This is a genomic window from Bradyrhizobium sp. USDA 336, assembly GCF_044908355.1.
In the GTDB taxonomy this organism is placed as follows: domain Bacteria; phylum Pseudomonadota; class Alphaproteobacteria; order Rhizobiales; family Xanthobacteraceae; genus Bradyrhizobium; species Bradyrhizobium yuanmingense.
Map to the genome: position 1 here is coordinate 766233 of NZ_JBIYDC010000002.1, position 21432 is coordinate 787664.

The 21432-nt window shown below is 65.5% G+C and carries 22 protein-coding genes, 3 tRNA genes and 2 pseudogenes; 15 read left to right on the forward strand and 12 right to left on the reverse strand.

The window, feature by feature from the left end; all coding sequences use genetic code 11:
* Positions 1-71 precede the first annotated feature (71 nt).
* Positions 72-1637 (forward strand): S10 family peptidase, encoded by a 1566-nt coding sequence (locus ABIA45_RS04415; protein WP_404540204.1) that lies wholly within the window; start codon positions 72-74, stop codon positions 1635-1637.
* On the opposite strand, the gene ABIA45_RS04420 is transcribed toward ABIA45_RS04415, so the two are convergent.
* On the reverse strand, positions 1624-3012 hold the full coding sequence (locus ABIA45_RS04420) for a serine hydrolase domain-containing protein (protein WP_404651154.1): 1389 nt from the start codon (positions 3010-3012) through the stop codon (positions 1624-1626). The two genes, ABIA45_RS04415 and ABIA45_RS04420, sit on opposite strands and share 14 nt — an antisense overlap.
* Positions 3013-3134: 122 nt before the next feature.
* Positions 3135-3677 (reverse strand): tetratricopeptide repeat protein, encoded by a 543-nt coding sequence (locus tag ABIA45_RS04425; protein ID WP_404651155.1) that lies wholly within the window; start codon positions 3675-3677, stop codon positions 3135-3137.
* Between the two features lie 250 nt (positions 3678-3927).
* Between ABIA45_RS04425 and ABIA45_RS04430 the strand changes: the two genes are divergently transcribed.
* From ABIA45_RS04430 to ABIA45_RS04445, 4 genes are all read left to right on the forward strand, one after another.
* Entirely contained in the window at positions 3928-4335 is a 408-nt protein-coding gene (locus tag ABIA45_RS04430; RefSeq protein ID WP_109143320.1) for a His-rich protein BRANT, read from the forward strand.
* Positions 4336-4566: 231 nt separating this feature from the next.
* Positions 4567-4962, forward strand: a complete 396-nt coding sequence (locus ABIA45_RS04435) for a hypothetical protein (RefSeq protein ID WP_271545094.1) — start codon at positions 4567-4569, stop codon at positions 4960-4962.
* Positions 4963-5224: 262 nt separating this feature from the next.
* A complete protein-coding gene (locus ABIA45_RS04440) occupies positions 5225-5929 on the forward strand; it encodes an outer membrane protein (RefSeq protein ID WP_036010580.1) in 705 nt (234 codons plus the stop codon).
* 276 nt (positions 5930-6205) lie between these two features.
* Positions 6206-6448, forward strand: coding sequence for a DUF6719 family protein (locus tag ABIA45_RS04445; RefSeq protein ID WP_157280607.1), 243 nt, complete (start codon positions 6206-6208; stop codon positions 6446-6448).
* A 27-nt stretch (positions 6449-6475) separates the two neighbouring features.
* Here ABIA45_RS04445 and ABIA45_RS04450 read toward each other — a convergent pair whose 3' ends face one another.
* Together ABIA45_RS04450 and ABIA45_RS04455 are read right to left on the reverse strand one after the other, a co-directional pair.
* Positions 6476-6730 carry a hypothetical protein gene (locus ABIA45_RS04450; protein WP_036027710.1) on the reverse strand — a complete coding sequence of 85 codons (255 nt, stop codon included), beginning with the start codon at positions 6728-6730 and terminating at the stop codon, positions 6476-6478.
* Between the two features lie 312 nt (positions 6731-7042).
* Positions 7043-7414 (reverse strand): hypothetical protein, encoded by a 372-nt coding sequence (locus ABIA45_RS04455; protein ID WP_404651157.1) that lies wholly within the window; start codon positions 7412-7414, stop codon positions 7043-7045.
* 99 nt (positions 7415-7513) lie between these two features.
* On the opposite strand from ABIA45_RS04455, the gene ABIA45_RS04460 reads away from it, so the two are divergent.
* The gene (locus ABIA45_RS04460; RefSeq protein ID WP_198399595.1) at positions 7514-7678 is read left to right on the forward strand and encodes a hypothetical protein; all 165 of its coding nucleotides are present in this window, start codon (positions 7514-7516) and stop codon (positions 7676-7678) included.
* Between the two features lie 23 nt (positions 7679-7701).
* Here ABIA45_RS04460 and ABIA45_RS04465 read toward each other — a convergent pair whose 3' ends face one another.
* Positions 7702-7905 carry a hypothetical protein gene (locus ABIA45_RS04465; protein ID WP_404651159.1) on the reverse strand — a complete coding sequence of 68 codons (204 nt, stop codon included), beginning with the start codon at positions 7903-7905 and terminating at the stop codon, positions 7702-7704.
* Between the two features lie 315 nt (positions 7906-8220).
* On the opposite strand from ABIA45_RS04465, the gene ABIA45_RS04470 reads away from it, so the two are divergent.
* Positions 8221-8940: a class I SAM-dependent methyltransferase gene (locus ABIA45_RS04470; RefSeq protein WP_404651160.1), complete on the forward strand. Its 720-nt coding sequence runs from the start codon at positions 8221-8223 to the stop codon at positions 8938-8940.
* On the opposite strand, the gene ABIA45_RS04475 is transcribed toward ABIA45_RS04470, so the two are convergent.
* Together ABIA45_RS04475 and ABIA45_RS04480 are read right to left on the reverse strand one after the other, a co-directional pair.
* Positions 8928-9002 (reverse strand) — tRNA-Thr (locus tag ABIA45_RS04475). The two genes, ABIA45_RS04470 and ABIA45_RS04475, sit on opposite strands and share 13 nt — an antisense overlap.
* A gap of 171 nt (positions 9003-9173) precedes the next feature.
* Positions 9174-9668 (reverse strand): hypothetical protein, encoded by a 495-nt coding sequence (locus ABIA45_RS04480; RefSeq protein WP_275511191.1) that lies wholly within the window; start codon positions 9666-9668, stop codon positions 9174-9176.
* A gap of 282 nt (positions 9669-9950) precedes the next feature.
* Between ABIA45_RS04480 and ABIA45_RS04485 the strand changes: the two genes are divergently transcribed.
* Both ABIA45_RS04485 and ABIA45_RS04490 read left to right on the forward strand, forming a co-directional pair.
* The gene (locus ABIA45_RS04485) at positions 9951-10433 is read left to right on the forward strand and encodes a hypothetical protein (RefSeq protein ID WP_275498997.1); all 483 of its coding nucleotides are present in this window, start codon (positions 9951-9953) and stop codon (positions 10431-10433) included.
* Between the two features lie 41 nt (positions 10434-10474).
* Positions 10475-10981, forward strand: coding sequence for a hypothetical protein (locus tag ABIA45_RS04490; RefSeq protein ID WP_404651161.1), 507 nt, complete (start codon positions 10475-10477; stop codon positions 10979-10981).
* A gap of 260 nt (positions 10982-11241) precedes the next feature.
* Here the strand turns inward: ABIA45_RS04490 and rlmB are convergent, their stop codons facing one another.
* Positions 11242-12072 (reverse strand): 23S rRNA (guanosine(2251)-2'-O)-methyltransferase RlmB, encoded by an 831-nt coding sequence (gene rlmB, locus ABIA45_RS04495; RefSeq protein ID WP_404651162.1) that lies wholly within the window; start codon positions 12070-12072, stop codon positions 11242-11244.
* Between the two features lie 207 nt (positions 12073-12279).
* On the opposite strand from rlmB, the gene ABIA45_RS04500 reads away from it, so the two are divergent.
* Positions 12280-12365: transfer RNA gene (locus tag ABIA45_RS04500), tRNA-Tyr, on the forward strand.
* Positions 12366-12855: 490 nt separating this feature from the next.
* On the opposite strand, the gene ABIA45_RS04505 is transcribed toward ABIA45_RS04500, so the two are convergent.
* The 3 genes from ABIA45_RS04505 to ABIA45_RS04515 all read right to left on the reverse strand — a co-directional run bounded on the left by ABIA45_RS04505 (position 12856) and on the right by ABIA45_RS04515 (position 17077).
* A complete protein-coding gene (locus ABIA45_RS04505) occupies positions 12856-13887 on the reverse strand; it encodes an LLM class flavin-dependent oxidoreductase (protein ID WP_404651163.1) in 1032 nt (343 codons plus the stop codon).
* 95 nt (positions 13888-13982) lie between these two features.
* Positions 13983-14963, reverse strand: coding sequence for an NADPH:quinone oxidoreductase family protein (locus ABIA45_RS04510; RefSeq protein WP_404651165.1), 981 nt, complete (start codon positions 14961-14963; stop codon positions 13983-13985).
* Between the two features lie 56 nt (positions 14964-15019).
* Entirely contained in the window at positions 15020-17077 is a 2058-nt protein-coding gene (locus ABIA45_RS04515; RefSeq protein WP_404651166.1) for an ATP-dependent helicase, read from the reverse strand.
* Between the two features lie 121 nt (positions 17078-17198).
* Between ABIA45_RS04515 and ABIA45_RS04520 the strand changes: the two genes are divergently transcribed.
* Positions 17199-17792 carry a TMEM175 family protein gene (locus tag ABIA45_RS04520; RefSeq protein WP_157280883.1) on the forward strand — a complete coding sequence of 198 codons (594 nt, stop codon included), beginning with the start codon at positions 17199-17201 and terminating at the stop codon, positions 17790-17792.
* On the opposite strand, the gene ABIA45_RS04525 is transcribed toward ABIA45_RS04520, so the two are convergent.
* Entirely contained in the window at positions 17759-18133 is a 375-nt protein-coding gene (locus ABIA45_RS04525; protein ID WP_036027698.1) for a YciI family protein, read from the reverse strand. The two genes, ABIA45_RS04520 and ABIA45_RS04525, sit on opposite strands and share 34 nt — an antisense overlap.
* A gap of 211 nt (positions 18134-18344) precedes the next feature.
* Between ABIA45_RS04525 and ABIA45_RS04530 the strand changes: the two genes are divergently transcribed.
* From ABIA45_RS04530 to ABIA45_RS04545, 4 genes and pseudogenes are all read left to right on the forward strand, one after another.
* Entirely contained in the window at positions 18345-18530 is a 186-nt protein-coding gene (locus tag ABIA45_RS04530; RefSeq protein ID WP_157280597.1) for a hypothetical protein, read from the forward strand.
* 27 nt (positions 18531-18557) lie between these two features.
* Positions 18558-18760 (forward strand): annotated as a pseudogene (locus tag ABIA45_RS04535) (hypothetical protein).
* Between the two features lie 477 nt (positions 18761-19237).
* A pseudogene (locus ABIA45_RS04540) lies at positions 19238-20983 on the forward strand (ATP-binding protein); the annotation flags it as partial.
* Between the two features lie 331 nt (positions 20984-21314).
* Positions 21315-21388: transfer RNA gene (locus tag ABIA45_RS04545), tRNA-Gly, on the forward strand.
* The last annotated feature ends 44 nt before the right edge of the window (positions 21389-21432 follow it).

Sequence of the window (21432 nt, forward strand, 5' to 3'; positions counted from 1 at the left end):
TCCCCAAACCGTCGCAATTTGGCGCTACCTTTCTGAGTCCCGGCGATCACGGCCGGACACGGAGGACGATCATGGTCACGACTTTGCCGGCGCTCCGCCGCGCGGGCCTGGTGTTGGCGGTGTCGGCTTTCGCGTTCGCTGGCTTTGCGTATGCGGATGAACCGCAGCCGCGCTCCGAGGCGGCCGCGCCGGCCGGACAGAAGGGGGGCCGCGGCGGTGGCGCGCAAGGCGCGCCGCAGACGTCGTCGTCCGCGGCCGAGCCGCACCGTCTGCCGCCGGATTCGACCACCAAGCAGACGCTCGATCTGCCCGGCCGGACCCTCAACTTCACGGCCACCGCCGGGTCGATCCGCGTGTTCGATGGCAAAGGCGAGCCGTTGGCCGACATCGCCTATACGTCCTACCAGCTCGACGGTGCCGAGCGCGCCACGCGTCCGGTGACGTTCCTGTTCAACGGCGGGCCCGGTGCGTCCTCCGCCTGGCTTCAGTTCGGCGCGGCCGGGCCGTGGCGGTTGCCGCTCGATGGCGAGGCCCTGTCGCCGTCGGCCTCGCCCGAGGTGAAGCCGAACGCGGAGACCTGGCTCGACTTCACCGATCTCGTCTTCATCGACCCCGTCAGCACCGGCTACAGCCGCTTCGTGGCGAGCGGCGAGGATGCCCGCAAATCGTTCTACTCCGTCGATGGTGACGCCAACTCGATCGCGCTCGTGATCCGCCGCTGGCTCGAAAAGCACGAGCGGCTGACGTCGCCGAAATACGTCGCCGGCGAAAGCTATGGCGGCATTCGCGGCCCCAAGGTCTTGCGCCAGTTGCAGCTCCAGCACGGCGTCGGCGTCAGGGGCTTGATCCTGGTCTCGCCGCTCTTGGATTTCCGCGAGTTCACCGGCACGAGCCTCCTGCAATATGTCGCGACGCTGCCGAGCTACGTGGCAGTGGCGCGCGAAGCCAAACGTTCAGTCAAGCGCGCCGACCTCGCCGACGTCGAGGCTTACGCGCGCGGCGAATTCCTGACCGACCTCGTCAGGGGCGAGGCGGACAAGGAGGCAACGACGCGTCTGGCCGACAAGGTCGCCGAACTCACCGGCATCGACCAGGCGGTGAGCCGCCGCCTCGCCGGCCGCTTCGACGTCGGTGAATTCCGCCGCGAATTCGACCGCAAGAACGGCAAGGTGACCGGACGCTACGATGCCTCGGTGCGCGGCTTCGATCCCTATCCGGATTCGAGCAGCTCGCGCTTCGGCGATCCCTCCGGCGATGCGCTCCAGGCACCGCTGACGAGCGCCGCGGTCGACGTGCTCTCGCGCAAGCTTAACTGGCGGCCCGGCGGCTCATATGAAGTCCTGAACGGTGCCGTCGAAGGTCAATGGGATTTCGGCCGCGGCATCAACCCGCCGCAATCGGTCTCCGATCTGCGCCAGATCCTCGCCACCGATGCGAAGCTGAACGTGCTGGTCACGCACGGCCTGTTCGATCTCGCCACGCCCTATTTCGCAACGAGGCGGGTGCTCGACCAACTGCCGGCCTTCGTGACGCAGCGCGTGAAGTTCGTGGTCTATCCCGGCGGCCACATGTTCTATTCGCGCGACGGATCGCGGCAGGCGTTCCGAAGCGAGGTCGAGGCGCTCATTCGGGAGTAGGCCGGCGCTTGCGCGGCGGATACCGGCGCGCGATCTCGCGTGCGACGACTTTTTTTGGCTTCACGTTCGCGCCGGCAATCCAGATGTCGCTGATCTTGCCGCGCTTGTCACGGATCCGGCGCACCGGCTCGCCGTGGCTGGAATAGCCGGCAGCCCAGGCGAGCTTGCCGGTGTCGCGGCCGGTCACTTCGATTTCGGCGGCATCCATGAACGGGTTGTTGAACTGCGGGTTGGCGACGAGCACGCGGTTGCCGGCGGGGACCAGATCGGTCGCGCCCCAGATCGTCCACCAGCGCCCGGTCCAGTCGCGCACGCGCCGGTCGGGGGCGCCGCGGGTCTGGAAGACGCGCAGGATCTGCATCGCGCCGTCCATCCAGAACGGCGCCGCGCCGTCGATCGAGTTGCTGAGGATGCTGATTGCAAGCTCGCAAGCGGGAATGGAGCAGGTCCGCGAGATATAGCCCTGGAAACCGCCGCCATGGCCGAACCAGTCCCAGCCGTCGGTCTTGCCGGCATTGACCCCCAAGCCGTAATAGGTCTCGACGTTCTGCGGGATGCGCCAATGATTTCGTGTCATCTCACGGCGGCTCGCGACCGACAGCACGCTCTTCTTCGCGTTGGGCGCCAGCTGCGCGAAGAAGCGGGCGGTGTCGGCGGAGGTGGCGACGAAGCCTGCGGCAGATGCCATCGCATGAGCGGGATTGTCGCCGGGGATCACGCAGCGCTCGCCAAACGGCACTCTTCGCGTGTGGCCGCGCGCGAAGGCTGCGCCCTTGGGAAGCGGTGCGTCCGGCTCGGTCTCGCGCAGGCCGGCCGGCGCAATGATCTCGCGCTTGATCCAGACGGAGTAGGGCTCCTTCGCAACAGCCTCGATCACGAGGCCGAGCAGGCCAAAGCCGTGATTGGAATATTTGAAGCGTGTGCCGGGGTCGATCGCGGTCGGCAGCTTCAATTCTTCAAGCAGCTCCTTGGCATCGAGATAGGGGCGGCTGTCGATGAACTGGCCGGAATCGGCGCCGTCGCGCGTCAGCCCCGCGCTGTGCGACAGCACTTGCGCGATGGTCGTCTCGGCGACGCGCGGATCGAGGCCGCCGACATATCGGCCGACATGGTCGTCGAGCCGGAGCTTGCCCTGCTCGCGCAGCTTCATGATGCCGGCCGAGGTGAAGCTCTTGGAGTGCGAGGCGATGCGGAAGCGATGGCGCGGGGTGAGCTTCTCGCCGGTGTCGAGATTGGCGAGGCCGAACGCATGCTCGGCGACGACCTCGCCGCGATGAGCGAAAGCCACGATGACGCCCGGCTGCTGGATCGTCGTCAGCTGGTATTCGATCCAGGAGCCGATGTAGTCGATCGCGGATCGCAGCCACGTGTCCATTGCGCTACCGGTTTGCGAGGGAGGTCGGTGCGAAAGGCTAGCCGAGAAAGCAGAACGGGCACAACCTGAAAGGTTGTGCCCGTTCGCGTCGTTCGAAGATGCGATGCCTTCAGTAGGTGCCTTCAGTAGACGAGCGTCGCGCCGGTCGGCTTGTCGAGCGCTTCGGCCAGCGAGCGATATTCCGAGCTGCCGGTGCCGGCGAGCGAGGCGATCTTGTCGAGGTGGTATTGCGCCTGCTCGCGGTTGCCCTGCTCGAGCTGCCAGAGGCCGTAATATTGCCAGGTGCGGACGTGGTTCGGATCGTCCTTCAGCGCCAGCTCATAATAGGCCTTCGACGACTGGTAGTCGCCGAGCTTGCGATAGGAGTAGCCGATCAGGTTGGCGACGTCGGCGACGTCGTTGCGCTTGAGCGATTTCAGCTGGTCGATCGCGCCCCTGTAATCGTGCTTGTCGTAGATCGCGGCATAGGCGGTGCGGTAGGCCGCGAGGAACTTGGGGTCGCTGACGGAAGAGCCCTTCTTCTTGCCCTTCTTGGTCGAGGTGTCCGATTTCGGCGGCGACGAAGGGTCGTCGCCGCCCGCGGCGTACGCGCTTGACAGCACCGGCGCGGCCGCCAGCGTCACGGCGACGAGTCCCGGCACAACGAGCATTGAGAGTTTGCGCATCTAAGTTCTCCGGTATGGAACGTGGCGATCCTACACGATTGCCCGAAGACCGGAACACCTCTCGGGCAAAAACATTCCCGCGTCGCACGATCTATTCGCCCGGCCGTGGATGACAAACGTGTCATCGAGATGAACGGAAGCCCGCTGAGGGCTTCAGACTGGGTTCAGTGCCCCGCGCCTAGGCTCCTCCCCACGATCGATGGGCGGGCGAGAGGGCGCCGCCTGGATGATCTTCCAAGAGGAGACCACCATGTTGAAGACCATTTCTGCAGCCTTGCTCGCAACCTCCGTGATCGCAGCCCCGGCGTTCGCCGCCGAGGCCGGCAAGACCACCACAGCCGCGCCGGTGATCAAGGCCGACCAGAGCCAGACCAAGGCGGCGACCACTGCCGCAAAACCGGAAGCCGGCGTCAAGGCCGACGCCAAGACCGACGCCAAGACGGACGTGAAGACGACGGACGCGAAGGCTTCCGATGTCAAGACGGACGCCAAGGTGGATGGCAAGTCGAAGGCAATGGACGCCAATGCCGCGGTCACCACCGACCAGCACAAGAGCGTGAGCAAGCATCGCCATCACGACAAGCAGGTCACGGCCAAGGAGTCGCAGAAGGCGCAGCCGGATGTGACCAAGCCCGCGACGTCTGACAAGCGCAACTGACGACTGATCGCGCGCGGCGGCATCCCTGGCATTGCCCGCCGCCGCGCGCGGACGTCAGGCCTGGCCCGTTGCCACACCTCGGGCGGAAGCCCGAGATGTCGGCGGCTGGCCGGTGCGCTGTTTTAAGCCGCTGCAAGCGAATTCCCTTCATCCAGGCTTGGGGCTAGAACGTCTCCTGATCTGTTCGAGCGGAGAGCGGGGCCTGTGGGGCGATTGGCGAGATGTGCGGTGATCCTGGCGTTGCCGCTGGTGCTTGCGGCGTGTTTCGGCAGCGACAGTGACCGTCCGACTTTCATGGGCGGGACCCAGGCCGGCGGGCCGCAGCCGTTTCCCGACAATTTCCGGAGCGACACGGTGGCGTTGATGCGGGCCTATCTCAACAATCCGGTCGGCGTGCGCAATGCCGCCATGGCCGAGCCGGTGCAGCGCGAGGTCGGCGGCCGGCAGTTCTATGTGAGCTGCCTGCACTTCACCCCGCGCGAGACGGATGGGAGCTACAAGGGCATGCGCGAACGGGCCGTGATCTTCGTCAACGGCCGGGCGGACCGCGTGGTCGACCAGACCAGCGATCTCTGCGCCGGTGCGGTTTACGCACCGTTTCCGGAACTGGAAAAGATGACGCGGTAGCGCAAAGGCAGCCTTCATCGCCCGGTGTTAGACAGAAGGAGCCGGAGCCGCGGGATCACATTTCGGCGAGCTTTGAACGGGGTGGTTTCGACTTGCGACAAATCGTGGCGGCGGCCTTGCGCAGCCGAATTGACGGAACAAATTCGTGTTGTTGCCACGCCGTCACAGTCACGAACGATCAACGTTCCGGCATTGCCGCGAAGCAACCCAATTCACGCCACGTTGTTTCCCGAGTGTCGTAAATGAAAGAACGGGGATGATCATGAAGTCGATCTTGCTGGGTGCAGCAGCTCTGCTGGCGCTGGTTGCGCCGGCCGCAGCGGCCGACATGCAGCCGCGCGCCTACACCAAGGCTCCGGTCACGCCGCCGCAGGTGATCTATAACTGGACCGGTTTCTATATCGGCGGCCATCTCGGCGGCGCGTTTGCCGGCGACAACAGCTTCCAGTCGAGCGACGCGCGTTTCCTGGGCGGCGTGCAGGGCGGCTTCGACTACCAGTTCGCGCCCAACTGGGTGGTGGGTATCGAGGCCCAGTATTCCTGGCTGCCGACCAACAACAATGGCGCCATCTTCCCGCTGGGCACGCAGGTGACATCCAACACCGACCAGATCGGGTCGGTGACCGGTCGCATCGGTTACACCTGGGGACCGACGCTGCTTTACGCCAAGGGCGGTTATGCCTGGCGGAATAACGGCCTTGGCGTGAACATCGCCGGGGTGCCGCAGGCCTTCACCACCACCGGCAACAACAAGGACGGCTATACGGTCGGCGCCGGCCTCGAATACATGTTCGCGCCGAACTGGTCGGCCAAGGCCGAGTATCAATATTACAATTTCGGCAGCACCACCTTCACCTCCGGCCCAGCTGACATCGTCGGCGTTCGTGGCCGGGAGGACGAGCATACCGTCAAGGCCGGGGTGAACTATCGCTTCGGCTGGGGCGGCCCGGCCGCCTCGCGGTACTGACGGTCAGCGCCGACCCAAGACCTGAAGATCCAAGACCTGACAAAGGCCGGCTCCGCCGGCCTTTCGTCTGCCGGCCTGCCGGCCTGCCGCCTGCGGCGCCTGCTTTCTTTGCATTCCGTGAACCATTTGGCGCGTCATTTGCTTGCAAACGATGCTGGCGCGCCTTCTCACGCGCGTCATGGGGCTGGCGTAAAGCAAAAATAATTTTTGCGGTTTACGGAACTCGCGCTCCGGAACGCGTTATATGACAATTACCGGGCAGGTGGGACGACGGACATGCGTATCTTGGTGTCGGCAGTGGTGCTCTCGTGTTTCGGCTGCTTGCCGTGCTCTGCACAGACAATCCTCAGATCCGAGCCTCTGATGTTGGCACCTTACGAGGTCGCCTTCGTGAAGGACGCTTCATGTCCGTCGGGCAAGGTCATGAAGGTCACCGGCGCCATCCGCGGGCTGCACCGCCGCAAGGCCTGCGTGACTATGCCGGGCGAGCAGGCCTCGCTTGTGGCGGCCACCCCCTGAGCTTTCGCTCCGGCTCCGTGCCGGAGCTCAGGAATTCAGCTCGAGCTCCATTCTGGACTGCCGATCGGCCTCCGCCTTGTTCTTGGCGGGGTCCTCGCCTTGGGCCGCCTGGCACGGCTCGATCTTGTAATCATTGTCGAGCACCCTGCGCGGTCCCGGACGCTCGTCGTCCGCCGTCACGTCCACGACGAGACCACTCCGCTCGGCGAGCTTCCAGACGTCGGCCTCGCTCGGATAGGCCTTGCTGATTTGGGCGTCATTGCAGAAGAGGGCGTAGGGCATGCATCCCGACTCCAGGAATGCCCGTTAACGAGCTTACGGGGGGAGGGGTTCCGGCCACCCGCCCGATCACGCGCCCGTGATCGTCGGGGACGGCCCTTGAGTCCTTAACGAGTCCTGAATCCCGGAAAAAAGAATCTCTGGGACTCTTCGGCCGGAATCAGCGGATGTTTTCCGCCATGACGAGCGACCTGAACACATCCTGCGGGCACATGCTCCTGCCGCTCACGCTGGCGCTGTTCGGCGCCTGCGCGGCCAATCTCTGGCTGGTCTGGTCGTGGTTGTAGGGTCCTGGCTGTAGGCCCTGGCCCAGCCTTATTTTTCGGCCGGTGGACTGGAGGCGTCGCGGATGGCGGCACGCAATTTGGTCAGGGTCGCCGCACAATATTCCTCACGTTCGCGCTCGAAGCGCTCCTGGTGCTTGCGGAAATTGGCGATGCGGGCCTGCATCTCGGCGCGGAAATCGCCGCTCGTCCGCGGCGGCAGAGGCGCGGGCCGCGGCGGAAGGGGGGCTTGCGGCGGTTCGATCTCGACGGTGACCGCCTCCACGGTGGCGATCTCCATCGCGACGGCCGGGCCAAGGGCGGGCGCCTCCGGCTGAAGGACGTCATCCTTCCTGCCGGTCACCGATTGGACGAAGGCCAGTGTCTGCGCGATCAGTGCGTCGCGCTCTCTGATCCATTTCATGATCCACCTCAGCCGCGCGTATTCCAGCAAAGCGGCTGCTTCGAATCAAGGCTGTTTGCAAGGGTTGCATATTTTTCCCGGTAGTCCGAAACTGGGCAGATGGATGCATCGAAAGAAAGACCGAACGAGGCGGAGGGCCTGAGGCTCATCCGCGCGTTCCTGACGCTGCCGCCCGGCAAGCGGGCGGAGGTGATCGCGTTTATCGAGGAATTGGCGCGTGTCCACGGCCGGCCCGAGGAGGGCGCCAAGGCCTCGCCGAGGTGAGCAAGGCCTCGCCGAGGTGAGCGCTATCGCTCGCGCGGCTTGACGTTGGGCTCGAACGGCGCGCCGACCACCCGAACCGGGATCTGAGCTGGCGTGCGCGGAGTGGGGTCGATCACGGCTCGATCGGCGACCAGGTTATCGGGCGCCCGCCCCGGCGCCGGCTCGAACAGCGCCAACGTCCCAGCCACGGCGCTACAGCACAGCGTCACCGTCGCCAGCAGAATCATGTTTCGATTTTCTTCCTGGATCCGCATGCGCCGACAACGGCTGACGCGGGAGCCGGTTCCGGGCCGGCGTTTCTCGATGCGAAAACGGGGGCTTTAGATCGCGCCTAGTGCGACAGCACAAGGCCGAGCGCAAGCACGAACAGCATGGCCGTCGTGACGACGGCCGTCACCGCGCCGGCGACGATCTTGGCCTTCTCTTTGGGCGTGGTGGAGCGCATGGTCTCGACGAGACGAATGACGTGCGTAGGTTCGCTGCCAATTTCGAACAGTTCGGCCGGATTGTATAGTGTACCCGCGCCGCAAAAGGCTCGCCCAATGACCGCCGATCGTCCCCCCGTGCTTGCGCACGAACGCTTCCTTGCCGACCGTGACAATTTCTCAGGGCTCGATCTCGCCGCGCGGTTCGCGCGGATCGAGCGGACCAACCTCTGGGGCGCGGCCACTCCGGTGTCCGGCCTCGGCTCGGAGGATGTCGCCACAGCCGCGATCCAGGAGGCGCTGCCTGCATTGCTGCAACGGCTCGGCGCGCGCTCGCTGCTCGATGCGCCCTGCGGCGATGCCGGTTGGATCGGCCGGCTCGAGCTCGATATCGATTACACCGGCATCGACATCGTACCGTCGCTGATCGAGGCAAACCGCCGGCGTGTCGCAGCCGACGGTTCGTCCGGTCGGTTTCTCGTCGCCGACATCACGCGCGATGCGCTGCCGCACGCCGACGTCATTCTCTGCCGGGATTGCCTGGTGCATCTGAGCTTTGCGAACATCTATCGCGCGCTCGCGCAATTTCGGATGAGCGGCGCGCGCTTCCTTCTCGTCACGACCTTTCCGGAGTGGCAACACAATCACGATTGCGAGGACGGCGACTGGCGCGCGCTCAACATGGAGAAGCCGCCGTTCGGCTGGCCGGCACCGCAGGCGCTGGTCAACGAGCGTTGCGAGGAGGGCAATGGCGGCTGGCGCGACAAGAGCCTCGGCCTCTGGCGGACGGATGGATTGCCGGAGAACAGTTGCGCGTCAGAAGCTGGTGCCGGCTGAGGGGATTGAACCCCCGACCTTCGGTTTACAAAACCGCTGCTCTACCGCTGAGCTAAGCCGGCGATGCCTCAAGAGGCAGGGGCAGAGCTCGGCTCGCGCCGGGGCAGTCCACCCGTGCGCGCCGCAATACCAGACTTGATCGGAAAGTGCCAGAACCGGGAGGTCGTCGTCGCAGGACGTGAATCGGGCGGCCGCGCGGGCCGCCCGATGTGTTGCGTTCGGCTCAAGCCGGCTTACTGGCAGAGCTGCCGGCGGCCGTCCGCGCCCTTGAACCAGGTGCCGGGCGTACAGACGAAGCCGTTGCGCTGGGCATAGGTGCGCCTGTCCCAGTTACGATTGTCCCAGCCGCGGTCCCACGAATTGTCGTAGGCGTAGGAATTGTCCCAGCCGCGGAATGGTGCGGTGGCAATCGCGCCGGCGGTGCCGATCGCGGCGCCCGCGACGCCGGCCGCCGTCCCGACGGCGCCCGCCGCAACGTCGGTTGGCCAGAAGCCGGTGGGGCTCCTGTTCCAGTCGTTATTCCAGTCGCGGTTGGTCTGGCGATAGGCCGCGCGGCGATGGCGATAACCGCTGTCTGTGGTGGCCTGTCCCGGTCCGAAGGTCTGGCAATTGGCGTTTGGGAATTGCGCCGAGCAGCGGCCCTGATTGGTGACGACGGTCTGCGCCATGGCAGAGCCTGCCAGCATGGTCGCTGCGATCGCCGTGGCCCCGAGAAGCTTGATGGTCATGGTTGTTCGCTCCCATTTTGTGGACAGGAGCTAAACGCTGACGGCGCAGGACGTTCCGATGCAACCTTGGGATTTTTCGGATGCGAGCCGTCAAACCGATGTGAGCAGATGCGTTGTTCCAGTCGCGCGGTTCCGCGCCGTTAACGCTTCGCTAGCTCGCCGTGCAGCATTTGAGCGGCGCGCAATCCTTGCACGTTAGGCTTACCGGAATTTGGTGAGCAGGCCTTAACTCTCTCCGCGTCGCGATCGGTTAGGTTGCGCCCGGATAACCGGGGTCTCCTCATGCGTGCCGTGGCGCTCGCCGCCTTTCTGATTGGACTGCCTGCGACGGCGTTGGCCGGCGGCTTCGAGATCGTCGTTCCCGGCCGTCCCGGTGTGCCTGTAATCATCAACAACATCGATGCGTCCTATGCCGTCGTCGAGGGCACCTGGGGCCTCGGCAAGGGCCAGCAGGTGCAGCCCACGATCTATGGCGGACGCTATATCGCCGAGCGGCAGCCCGACGACGTCGGCCATTATTATCCGACGCTGGGCCTGCGGCCGGGCTACGGCCGGCTCGAGGTCGAGCCGCCGGCGAACCGCAAATTGCCCAAGCCCGCCGAGAGCTACCACCAGAGCTGGGGCGCCTCGTCCGCGCCGCTGCCGGCGCAGATGGATCCGCCCGTCGATCCGCCGCCGGTGATCTACGCGCCCGAGATCAACGACCGTCCTCGGCCGCCTCGGCCGCGGCCGCGCACAGAGATACCCGGCAGGCCGCCGGGTTGAGAAACGTGAAAACCAAAAACGGAAATCAACAGGAGAGAGTAATGCGTCAGATGATTTCGGGACTGGTCGCGGCAACTGCCGTGATGTTCGCCGCCACCGCGCCTGCCGCGGCCTGCGGCTTCACCACATGCGCGCCGGTGGCGCCGGTCTATACCGGCTGCAACACCGGATGCGGCGGATATGGTTACGGCTACGGCTACGGTGCCTATGAGCGTCTCGCCGAGCCGACCACGCAGTATTACTACGTCAACCAGGGTCCGACCTATACCGGTCCGGGCGCCTTCGCGCCGTATCCGACCTATCGCGAGGACGCGGTCGTCGCGCCTGCCAATTACGGCTATGGCTATGGCTATCGTGCCGCTGCGGTCGCGCCGCCGGCCGCTTATCCCTATCGCCGCCCGTACTTCCGCCCCTATCGCTACGGCTACGGCCCGCGCTACGGCTATCTGCCGCGCGTGCACTACGGCCATGCTCACCGCTACGGCTACGCCCACCGCCACGCGCCGCGTTACTATGGCGGTCACCGCGTGCTGCGCCGCTATTACTGATCTCTGATCCGTTACGTGAAGAGACGCCCGTTCGCGTGATGCGGACGGGCGTTTTGCTTTTCTTCAAAACAACCCCATGCACAGTAGCCGGCAACTGTGAAATCAAGGACTTGAAGCGCAATGTGCCCGAGATGAGCGAGCATCGCTCATTAGCTCGTTGTTCGAGCTCCAGATTTCGGAAAAACAGAGATTTCGAATTGATCCGTCGGGCAAAACAGGCCTAGTATGGCATCGTCCGGATATGCGGGGTGCCCAAAGCGCTAGCGCTTCATCAGCCCCAGCCGGCTCGCGCCGACATAGAGCGAGAGTACGGCCGCATTCGAGACGTTGAGGCTCTTGATCTCGCCGGGCATGTCGAGCCGCGCTACGACGCTGCAGGTCTCGCGCGTCAATTGCCGCAAGCCTTTGCCTTCGGCGCCGAGCACCAGCGCGAGCGGCTCGCGCAGTGTGACGTTCGAGAGGTCCTCGGTACCTTCGCTGTCGAGACCGACGGTCTGGAAGCCGCGCTCGTTCAAGGCCGTTAAGGCGCGGGCGAGGTTTTGCACCGTGACGACAGGCACAAGCTCCAGCGCGCCGGAGGCGGCCTTGGCGAGCACGCCCGTCGCCTCGGGGCTGTGACGCGCGGTGGTCACGATCGCCTTCACCGCGAAGGCCGCTGCAGAGCGCAGAATGGCGCCGACATTGTGCGGATCGGTGATCTGGTCGAGCACCAGCACCATGCCTTCCTGCTTGAGCGTCTCGATGTCCGGCGAGGGCAGGGGATCGGCCTCGGCGAGCAGGCCCTGATGCACGGCGTCGGGCGAGAGCAGGCGGTCGATCTCCTGGGGACGGACGATCTCGGGCGCGATGCGGGTCGCGATGTTTTCGTCCGCCAGCCGCCGCGCGGCGTTCTCGGTTAGCGTCAGCTTGTGGATCCGCCGCTGCGGGTTAGCGAGGGCCATGGTGACGGTGTGCCAGCCATACAGAATGACGGGCCCGTCGGGGTGCGAATCGCGTTCGCGCCACGCCGGCCGGCCGGTCGATTTCCCTAGTTTGTTGAAGGGCTTAGCCCCCCTGCGGGGGCCCCTCGGGGCGAATTTTTTGTCCTTCATGGGCTCGCTTGTGTCACGGGGGCCCCAATATGGCAATTTGAGTGGCTTCGAGGGCGATTTTAGCTGCTTGCCTCGGTTGACTTTGCCCCACCGCTTCGCCCATAAACGCGCCCGGTCGCGCCCCGATACGGGTTGCCGCGGCCTTCACGTTCCATGGCCGTCTTCGGTCCGCCGGCAAGGTCCGGCCCGATTGTGCTGCCGTCGAGCGGGGGAGTGTCCCGAGTGGCAAAGGGAGCTGACTGTAAATCAGCCGCCTCATGGCTTCGCAGGTTCGAGTCCTGCCTCCCCCACCAGCCTTCGCTCGCTTCGCGAGCTTCGGCTCGGCAAGCCAGCAATAGGTGCTCGTGGCGCGAAGTGAGCGAAGGCTGTCGCGCCGTAGCCCGCAGGGCTTAGGCGGACTGGCTCCGAGCGTGGGTCACTTATCGCTTCGCGAGCTTCGGCTCGGCAAGCCAGCAATAGGTGCTCGTGGCGCGAAGTGAGCGAAGGCTGTCGCGCCGTAGCCCGCAGGGCGTAGGCGGGCTGGCTCCGAGCGTGGGTCACCTATCGCTTCGCGAGCTTCGGCTCGGCAAGCCAGCAATAGGTGCTCGTGGCGCGAAGTGAGCGAAGGCTGTCGCGCCGTAGCCCGCAGGGTGTAGGCGGACTGGCTCCGAGCGTGGGTCACTTATCGCTTCGCGAGCTTCGGCTCGGCAAGCCAGCAATAGGTGCTCGTGGCGCGAAGTGAGCGAAGGCTGTCACGCCGTAGCCCGCAGGGCGTAGGCGGACCGAGACAGTTTCAAAAGCACGCTACCCCATCATCTCCCGCACCATCGGCACCACCTTCCGCCCGTAGAGCTCGATGCTCCGCATCAGCTTCTCGTGCGGCAATGGCCCCGCCGAATACTTCAACTGAAACCGCGAAAGCCCAAGCGCCTTGGCCGTCTTCGCGATCTTCCGCGCCACCGTTTCCGGCGCGCCGACATAGAGCGAGCCGTGCTCGGCCTCATGGACGAACTCGTCGCGTCCCATCGGGGGCCAGCCGCGCTCCTTGCCGATGCGGTCGCGCATCGCCTTGTAGTCGGGCCAGAGCTCCTCGCGCGCCTGCGCGTCGGTCTCGGCGACGTAGCCCGGCGAATGCACGCCGATCGGCCGGGCCGGGCGGCCGAACTCCTTGAACGCGCGGTGATAGAGCTCGACATAGGGCGCAAAGCGCGCGGGATCGCCGCCGATGATCGCCAGCATCAAGGGCAGATCGTAATGCGCGGCGCGCACCACCGATTGCGGACTGCCGCCGACGCCGATCCAGGTTTTCAGCTTGCCGTTTTCGACCGGCGGATAGACCAGTTGATCTTTCAGCGGCGGACGCAGCTTGCCTTGCCAGGTGACCGGCTGCTGCGACAAGAGCGCGGCGAACAGATCGAGCTTCTCCTCGAACAGCTCTTCATATTTGCGCAGGTCGAAGCCGAACAGCGGGAAGGATTCGGTGAACGAGCCGCGGCCGAGGATCACCTCGGCGCGACCGTTGGAAAGCGCATCCAGCGTGGCAAAGCGCTGGAATACGCGGATGGGATCGTCCGAAGACAGCACCGTCACGGCCGAGCCGAGATGGATGCGCTTGGTGCGCGATGCGATCGCGGCCAGCACGGTCTCCGGCGAGGAGATCGCGAAATCGGCGCGGTGATGCTCGCCGAGACCGATGAAATCGAGACCGAGCTCGTCCGCCAGCACCGCTTCGTCGACGACGTTGCGGATCACCTGCGCATGCGGAATCATGTCGCCGGACGCATCTCTTGTGACGTCGCCAAAGGTATCCAGTCCGAATTCGAGCGGTGCGGTCATCGATCAGGTCTCTGTGGGAGGATCGGCCAGATCTAAGGGACGGCGGCCCGGCTACAAGCGCACGCGCGGAAATGCTCGGTTTCCGTTTGTGGATTCTATCTCGCGATCCGCACCACCATCTTGCCGAGCGCAGAGCGCGTCTGCATCGTCTTGAACGCCTCGCGAAAATCCGCCAGCGCGAAGACGTGGCCGACCACCGGCTTCAGCTTGCCGTCGGCGAGCCAGTCCGTCAGCTCCGACATCAGGCGCTTCTGCACGTCGGGCTCGCGCACGGGAATCTGCGCGAGATCGACACCGAGCAAGGCGCCGCCTTTCAGAAGCGGCAGATTGAACGGCAGCGCGGGAATGGCGCCGGCGGCAAAGCCGACCACGAGATGGCGTCCGCGCCAGGCGATGGATCGAAATGCCTGCACCGAGATTTCGCCGCCAACGGGATCGAAGATCACGTCCGCGCCATGTCCTGCCGTCAACTCCTTGAGCGTGTCGCGCCAGCCGGCCTGCGTATAGTCGATCACCGCATCGGCGCCATGCGCCTGCGCAAACTCGCGCTTCTCCGGTGTTGATGCTGCCGCGATGACGCGAGCGCCGAGCAGCTTTCCGATCTGGACGGCCGCAATCCCAGTGCCGCCGGCGGCTCCCAGCACGAGAAGCTGCTCGCCTGCGGCCAGCGAAGCGCGCGCGCCCAGCGCATAAAGGGCCGTCAGGTAATTGGCGCGAAACGAGGCGGCGACCTCGGCTGCGACGCCGTCCGGCAGGGGATGGACCGCTTCAGACCTAACGACGATCTCTTCGGCCAGCGCGCCCGAGCGCGTCATCCCCATCACGCGCGTGCCGGGTTGGTAACCGCCCGGTGCGCCGGGCGCGTCCGTCACCACGCCTGCGAACTCCGTGCCGGGAATGAAGGGCAGGGGGTCCTTGGTCTGGTAGCGTCCCTCGATCTTCAAGCCGTCGACGAAGCCGATCCCGGCAGCTTCCACGCGGATGCGCAACTGGCCCGGCTCGATGGACGGGGCCGGAACGTCCTTCAATTCGATCTGATCGATGGGGGCGTATTGCTCGACGACAACGGCTTTCATGTCGGACCTCTGCTGTTCCAGTCATCCTGACAGGTGCCGCGACCAGCCTCTTGCGTCTACCGCCACATCCCCCGCATTCGCGCCCCGATGTCGATCTTCGGCCCCTGCGCCGCGCTGCGCGCGGTGCCGCTTGCTGCCTTCGGCCAGGCGGTGCGCTCGAACAGGTAGACCAATTGCTCCGGGATGAAGCGGGTGCGCGAGGCGTAGACGTGACGGTCGCCCCTGGCGGCCTGGCCGTGGACGAAGAAGCGCTGCGGCACGACGAGGTGGAGATCGTCCTTGGCGCGGGTCATCGCGACATAGAGCAGGCGGCGCTCCTCCTCGAGCTCGGCGCTGGTCCCGGCGCCGAGATCGGACGGCATGCAGCCGTCGACGACGTTGAGCACGAACACCGATTTCCACTCCTGGCCCTTGGCGGAGTGGATGGTGGAGAGGATCAGGTAATCCTCGTCGCGCAAGGGTGGACCTGATTTGTCGCTGGTCGCATCCGGCGGATCGAGCGTGAGCTCGGTCAAAAATTTCTCGCGCGAGGCATAGCCGCTCGCGATCTGCTCGAGCTGCATCAGATCGGCGCGGCGCGTCTCGGCATCCTCGTGCATGCGATCCAGATGCGGCTCATACCAGAGCCGCACCCGTTCGAGATCGACGGGCCATTCCGAATAGCGCAAGTTTTCGACCGTACGGACGAAACAGGTCCAGTCCTCGCCAGTGCGCGCCGGACCCGGCAGCCGGCCGAGCGCGGCAAGCGGATCGGTGCTCTCCGCCATCTGGTCCAGCACGCGCTGTGCGGTCGCAGGCCCGATACCGGGCAGCAGGTGCAGGATGCGAAAGCCGGCGACGCGGTCGCGCGGATTCTCGGCGAAGCGCAACACGGCCAGCACGTCCTTGACATGCGCGGCATCCAGGAACTTCAGGCCGCCGAACTTGAGGAAGGGGATGTTGCGGCGGGTCAGCTCGATCTCCAGCGGGCCCGAATGCGAGGACGTGCGGAACAGCACCGCCTGGTGCTTGAGCAGCGCGCCTTGCTCGCGGTTCGCCAGCACCGCCTCGACGATGTAGCGCGCCTGGTCGGCCTCGTCGTGCACGGTGACGAGCTGCGGCTTCTGACCTGAGGTGCGGTCGGTCCAGAGGTTCTTGGTGAAGCGCTCGCGGGCGAGGCCGATCACGCCGTTCGCCGCCGACAACACCGCCTGCGTCGAGCGGTAATTGCGGTCGAGCGTGATCATCTCCGCGCGCGGCGAGAAGCTCTGCGGAAAGTCCAGGATGTTGCGCACGGTGGCGGCGCGAAACGAATAGATCGACTGCGCGTCGTCGCCGACCACGGTGAGGCCGCGGCCGTCGGGCTTGAGCGCCAGCAGGATCGAGGATTGCAGACGGTTGGTGTCCTGATATTCGTCGACCAGCACGTGGTCGAAGCGGCCGCCGATTTCTTCGGCGATCAGCGCATCGCTCATCATCTGCGACCAGTACAGCAGTAAATCGTCGTAATCGAGCACGTGCTGGGCCTGCTTGGCCTCGACATAGGCGGCGAACAGACCCTTCAGCTCGGCGGCCCAGCCCGCGCACCAGGGAAAATGCTGGGCGAGCACCTTCTCGATCTCCATCTCGGCATTGACGCAGCGGGAATAGATCGACAGGCAGGTGCCCTTGGCCGGAAAGCGGCTCTCGGTCTTCGACAGGCCGCGCTCGTGCCGGACCAGGTTCATCAGGTCGGCGGAATCCTCGCGGTCATGGATGGTGAAGGCGGGATCGACGCCGATCCGCTCGGCATATTCGCGCAACAGCCGCGCGCCGATGCCGTGGAAGGTGCCGGCCCAGGTCAGCGCATCACGCATAATTGCGGCGTTATTCTCGCCCAGCACCTTGCGCGCGATGCGCTCGACCCTTCCGGCCATCTCCGCCGCCGCGCGTCGGGAGAACGTCATCAGCAGGATGCGGCGGGGATCGGCGCCTGCGACGATCAGATGCGCGACGCGGTGGGCGAGCGTGTTGGTCTTGCCGGAGCCGGCACCGGCGATGACGAGCAGGGGGCCGCCCACGATGGCCCCTTCGGCCACGCCATGCTCGACGGCGCGGCGCTGCTCCGCATTGAGCGTGTCCAGATATGTCGCCACGAATCGCCCCGGTGAAAGGATCAGACTCGGCGATCCCGGCGCGAATCGCAATGCGGCTGGACGGAACTGGAATTAGGATTTAGGGGAAGACAGCCCTTTGGTTCCAGCACCCCATGGCGAGATGACCGAGCTCAAGCCCGAACAATTCGAGATGCGGCGGCTGGAGTCGCTCAGCAACACCATTTTCGGCGTCGCCATGACGCTGCTGGCCTACGATCTGCCGAAGGCGGCAGTGTTCAGTGGCGCGCCCGACTGGAACGATCTCGCCCGGGTGTATTCCGGCAAGCTTGCCGGCTTCGCGCTCAGCTTCATCATCGCGGGGGTGTTCTGGATCAGCCATCACCGCCGGCTGGCACGTCAGCCCGTCGGCAGCCGCGGCATGGTGGTCCTCAACCTTTTCTTCCTGCTCTCGATCGTGCTGCTGCCGGTCACCAACGGGCTCTACACCAACTACGCCATGAGCAGCGCGGTGGCGGTGCTCTACGGTCTTCACCTGACCACGATCGGCGGCCTCAATGCCCTGCTGTGGTGGACCATCCTGCGCGGCTGGGGCCGCGAGATCATGGCTTCGCTGTTTCCGGTCGCCGTGTTCATCCCGGGCACCATCGTTGCGGCGTTTGCGCCGCATATCGCGCCCTACGTCTGGTGTTTTGCCTTTGGCGGGCTCCTGATCCAGCGCTTCTACGTCGCGCCAAACCCATCGGCCGGCACGTAAAGCTTGACCGGACGGATCTCGTACACCGCCGTCGGATTGACCGCACGCAGCTTCCGCGCCGCTTCGATCGCCTCCTCCTCGGTGGCGCATTGCATCAAGTGGAAGCCGAGAAGCTGCTCCTTGGTCTCGGCAAACGGCCCGTCCAGCACCATTCCCGCGCCGGGACCCCGCAAGGTGCGGGCCTTCCGGGTCTCATCCAGCCGGGCCGCCGGACCAAACTGCCCGCTGGCCCGCAGCGGCGCCTGAACCTCGATGACCTTGGCGACGACCGCGGCATCCTGCTCCGGCGTCCAGGACAGGACCTCGTCTTCCACGTGATAGGCCAGGATGGCGTACAGCATCGTCACCTCGTTCTTTTCTGCTTTTGTTTCTGCGCAAGTCCTGAGGACGTGGCACGGCAGCCCGTGCCGACACTTCCGAAGCAAAATATTGCGTGGCCGGCAAGCGGCGAAACCGTACTGAAACCCGATTGCGTCCTCGCCCATGTGAACGCCGCCGGAACTGGTCGCGACTGATGGACCATAAACAACAAGTTCTTTGCTGGAGGCGGCAATGTCGGGTCATACCATTAAGATCATCTGCGACGCGCGGCGGGCAGGGCAGTCGGAGCCGGCCGATCTGCACGACCAGGCCGGCCATCACCGCTATTACGGCAGCTCGGCTGAGAACGGCGGTGAGCGGATCGTCGAAAGCCGGCGCGGCAAACGGCGGCGCGTGTTCAACTTCTTCGGCTTCTGAAGCCTTGCGGCGAGGCCGGCGTTCGAAATGGACGTTCTGCAAATCTCGATCGCGGCGATGCCGTTCCTGCTCGCGCTGATGAGCCGGACTTCCAAGGCCATCGTCCCGTGCCTTCTGACGAGCCTGTTCACGGTGCTGCTCGGCGAGGAGCCGCACCGCGCGGTGGTGGCCTGGTGCGTCGGCATGCTGATCGCCGCCTCGCACTGCGCGAGCGGCTTCGCGCTGGCTGACGCAGCGTTCGTCGTTGCCCGCTCAAGACCTGCTTGACCAAGGGCTCGCGCAGCATCTCGCCGCCGTCGGCCGCGCGTCGCTACCTCAGGGTCAGAATGCATGTGCGATCTACCGTAAGTTGGTGCTTGCACGCCGGCTGCCAGCAATCACTGCCCCGCTCGTTCCGCGAGCCATACCGGACTTTCACCGATGTGATTCCTGCACGGGCAGTGGTAGTTTGCCCAGCAGTCCCGCCGCGGGGGCGGAAGACGTGACTTGCCGACCTCGAGCTCGCGGGCCGACGGGATGTCGCTTGCATCGGGTGACGAGACGGGCGTCTCAACCCATGGAATGCGCGAGACTGCAACCGCTCGACCGCAGCAGCGAGCCGCCATTTCGGGACATGGTGCATGGTCAACGCAGGTGACGAGGACGCCGAGCGCAGCCGCGCCATCGCGCCGATGGCGGCGAAGCCTGGTCTGACCGACATCGATACGCTTGCGGCCATTGCCGAGTACGTCAGCAAATACAGCGTGACCCGGCCGCCGCCGCCGTTACGCCTGGAGCGCCGGCCACCCTCCGATGCCGACGAGCTGGACAAGGTGATCGAGGCTTTCAACGCGATGTGCGCGAACCTCCAGCAGGCCTATGGCGAGCTGCGCGAGGCCAATGCCAATCTCGAGCGCGAGCTCGCCATCCGCCGGCGCGCCGAAGCGGAAGCGCGGGCGAGCGAAGAGCGTTTCCGCGACTATGCCGAGACCGCGTCCGACTGGTTCTGGGAGACCGGGCCGGACCATCGCTTCACCTACCTCTCTGACCGGGTGATTGCCTTCGGCATGGATCCAAAAGTGCGGATCGGCACGCGTCGCATCGATACCGCGCTCGATCGCGATACCGAGGCCGAGAAATGGCGCGCGCATCTGGCGGCGCTGGACCGTCACGAGCCGTTCCGCAAATTCGAATATCGCGGACGCGACACGCGGGGGCGGATGCATCATTTCAGCGTCAACGGCAAGCCGGTTTTCGACGCGGATGGACGCTTCCTGGGCTACCGCGGCTCCGCGACAGACCTCACCGCGCAGCACGAGACCGAGGAGCGGCTGCGTCAATCCCAGAAGATGGACGCGATCGGCCAGCTCACCGGCGGCGTGGCGCACGATTTCAACAACGTGCTCACGGTCATCACCGGCACGATCGAGATCATCCAGGAGGGGCTTGCGGACAAGCCCGAGCTGGCCGCGATCGCGCAATTGATCGATGATGCGGCCGCGCGCGGGGCGGAGATCACCTCGCAACTCCTGACCTTCGCGCGCCGCCAGCCGCTGGAGCCGCGCGAGATCGACGTCAACGCGCTCGTGGTCGAGACCGCGAAGCTGCTGAGGCCGATGCTCGGCGAGCAAATCGAGATCGAGACGCGGCTCGCCGACGAGGCCTGGTCCGCGATGGTGGATCCGTCACAGCTGTCCTCCGCGATCGTCAACCTCGCCGTCAATGCGCGCGACGCGATGCCGGGCGGCGGCAAGCTCATCCTCGAGACAGGAAACCGCGAGTTCGACGGCACGGGGACCGCCGGCGAGGGCGTGCGCGGCGCCTTCGTGATGGTTGCAGTCGGCGACACCGGTCACGGCATTCCGGCCGATATCCGCGATCGCGTATTCGAGCCGTTCTTCACCACCAAGGGGGTCGGCCGCGGCACCGGTTTGGGGCTGAGCATGGTCTACGGCTTTGCCCGCCAGAGCGGCGGCGCCGTCGCGATCGAAAGCGAGGAGGGGCGCGGCACCGTGATGCGGCTGTTCCTGCCGCGGGCAAAGGGCGAGGCGGTGGCCAGGACGGCGCCGGTTCAAGCGCCCGCCACGGCGCGCGGGCGGGAGACGATACTCGTGGTGGAGGACGATCCGCTGGTCCAGGGCTATGTCATCGCGCAACTCGGCGGCCTCGGCTACCGCACGCTCGCCGCGAGCGACGGCGCGTCCGCGCTGACGCTGGTCGACCAAGGTGCCCGATTCGATCTGCTGTTCACGGACATCATCATGCCCGGCGGCATGAACGGGCATGAATTGGCCGAAGCCGTCAGGCTCCGCCGGCCGGGCGTGAGGGTGCTCTACACCTCCGGCTATACCGACAACACCATCGTCCACGACGGACATCTCGATCCCGGCGTGGCGCTGCTGTTCAAGCCATACCGCAAGGCGGAGCTGTCGCAGAAGATTCGCGAGGTGCTTGCCGGCGAGCCGCCCGTCTGAGCCGCGCCGACAGACGAAAAAGGCGCGGCGGGGAGGCCCCGTCGCGCCCGATTTCTTGCTCGCTGGTCCAGGGCTGAGAGCGCCCCGATGCCAAGCCCTATTTCAAAGCCTAGCGGGCGATCCCAGCGAGGTGACAGCGCTTGAGATAAGACACTGGATCACCTCCTTTCGTTGGTTTCGGGAAACCTCAATATAGGTGGCGATCGCGCCGCTGATAAGGGGCGGCGGGGTCCGCAGGAACCCGGGTGGTTCGCTAGGCCGCCGAAGACGCCGGAAAGCGACCTCCTGAGCAGTTGAGACCGCAGCCCGGCCGTGTTAGGGAGCCCGTAACGCGGGTGTAGCTCAATGGTAGAGCAGCAGCCTTCCAAGCTGAATACGAGGGTTCGATTCCCTTCACCCGCTCCAGAACCTGTTGGACGCGATATCCCAGCAGGGCGTTTCCACGATAG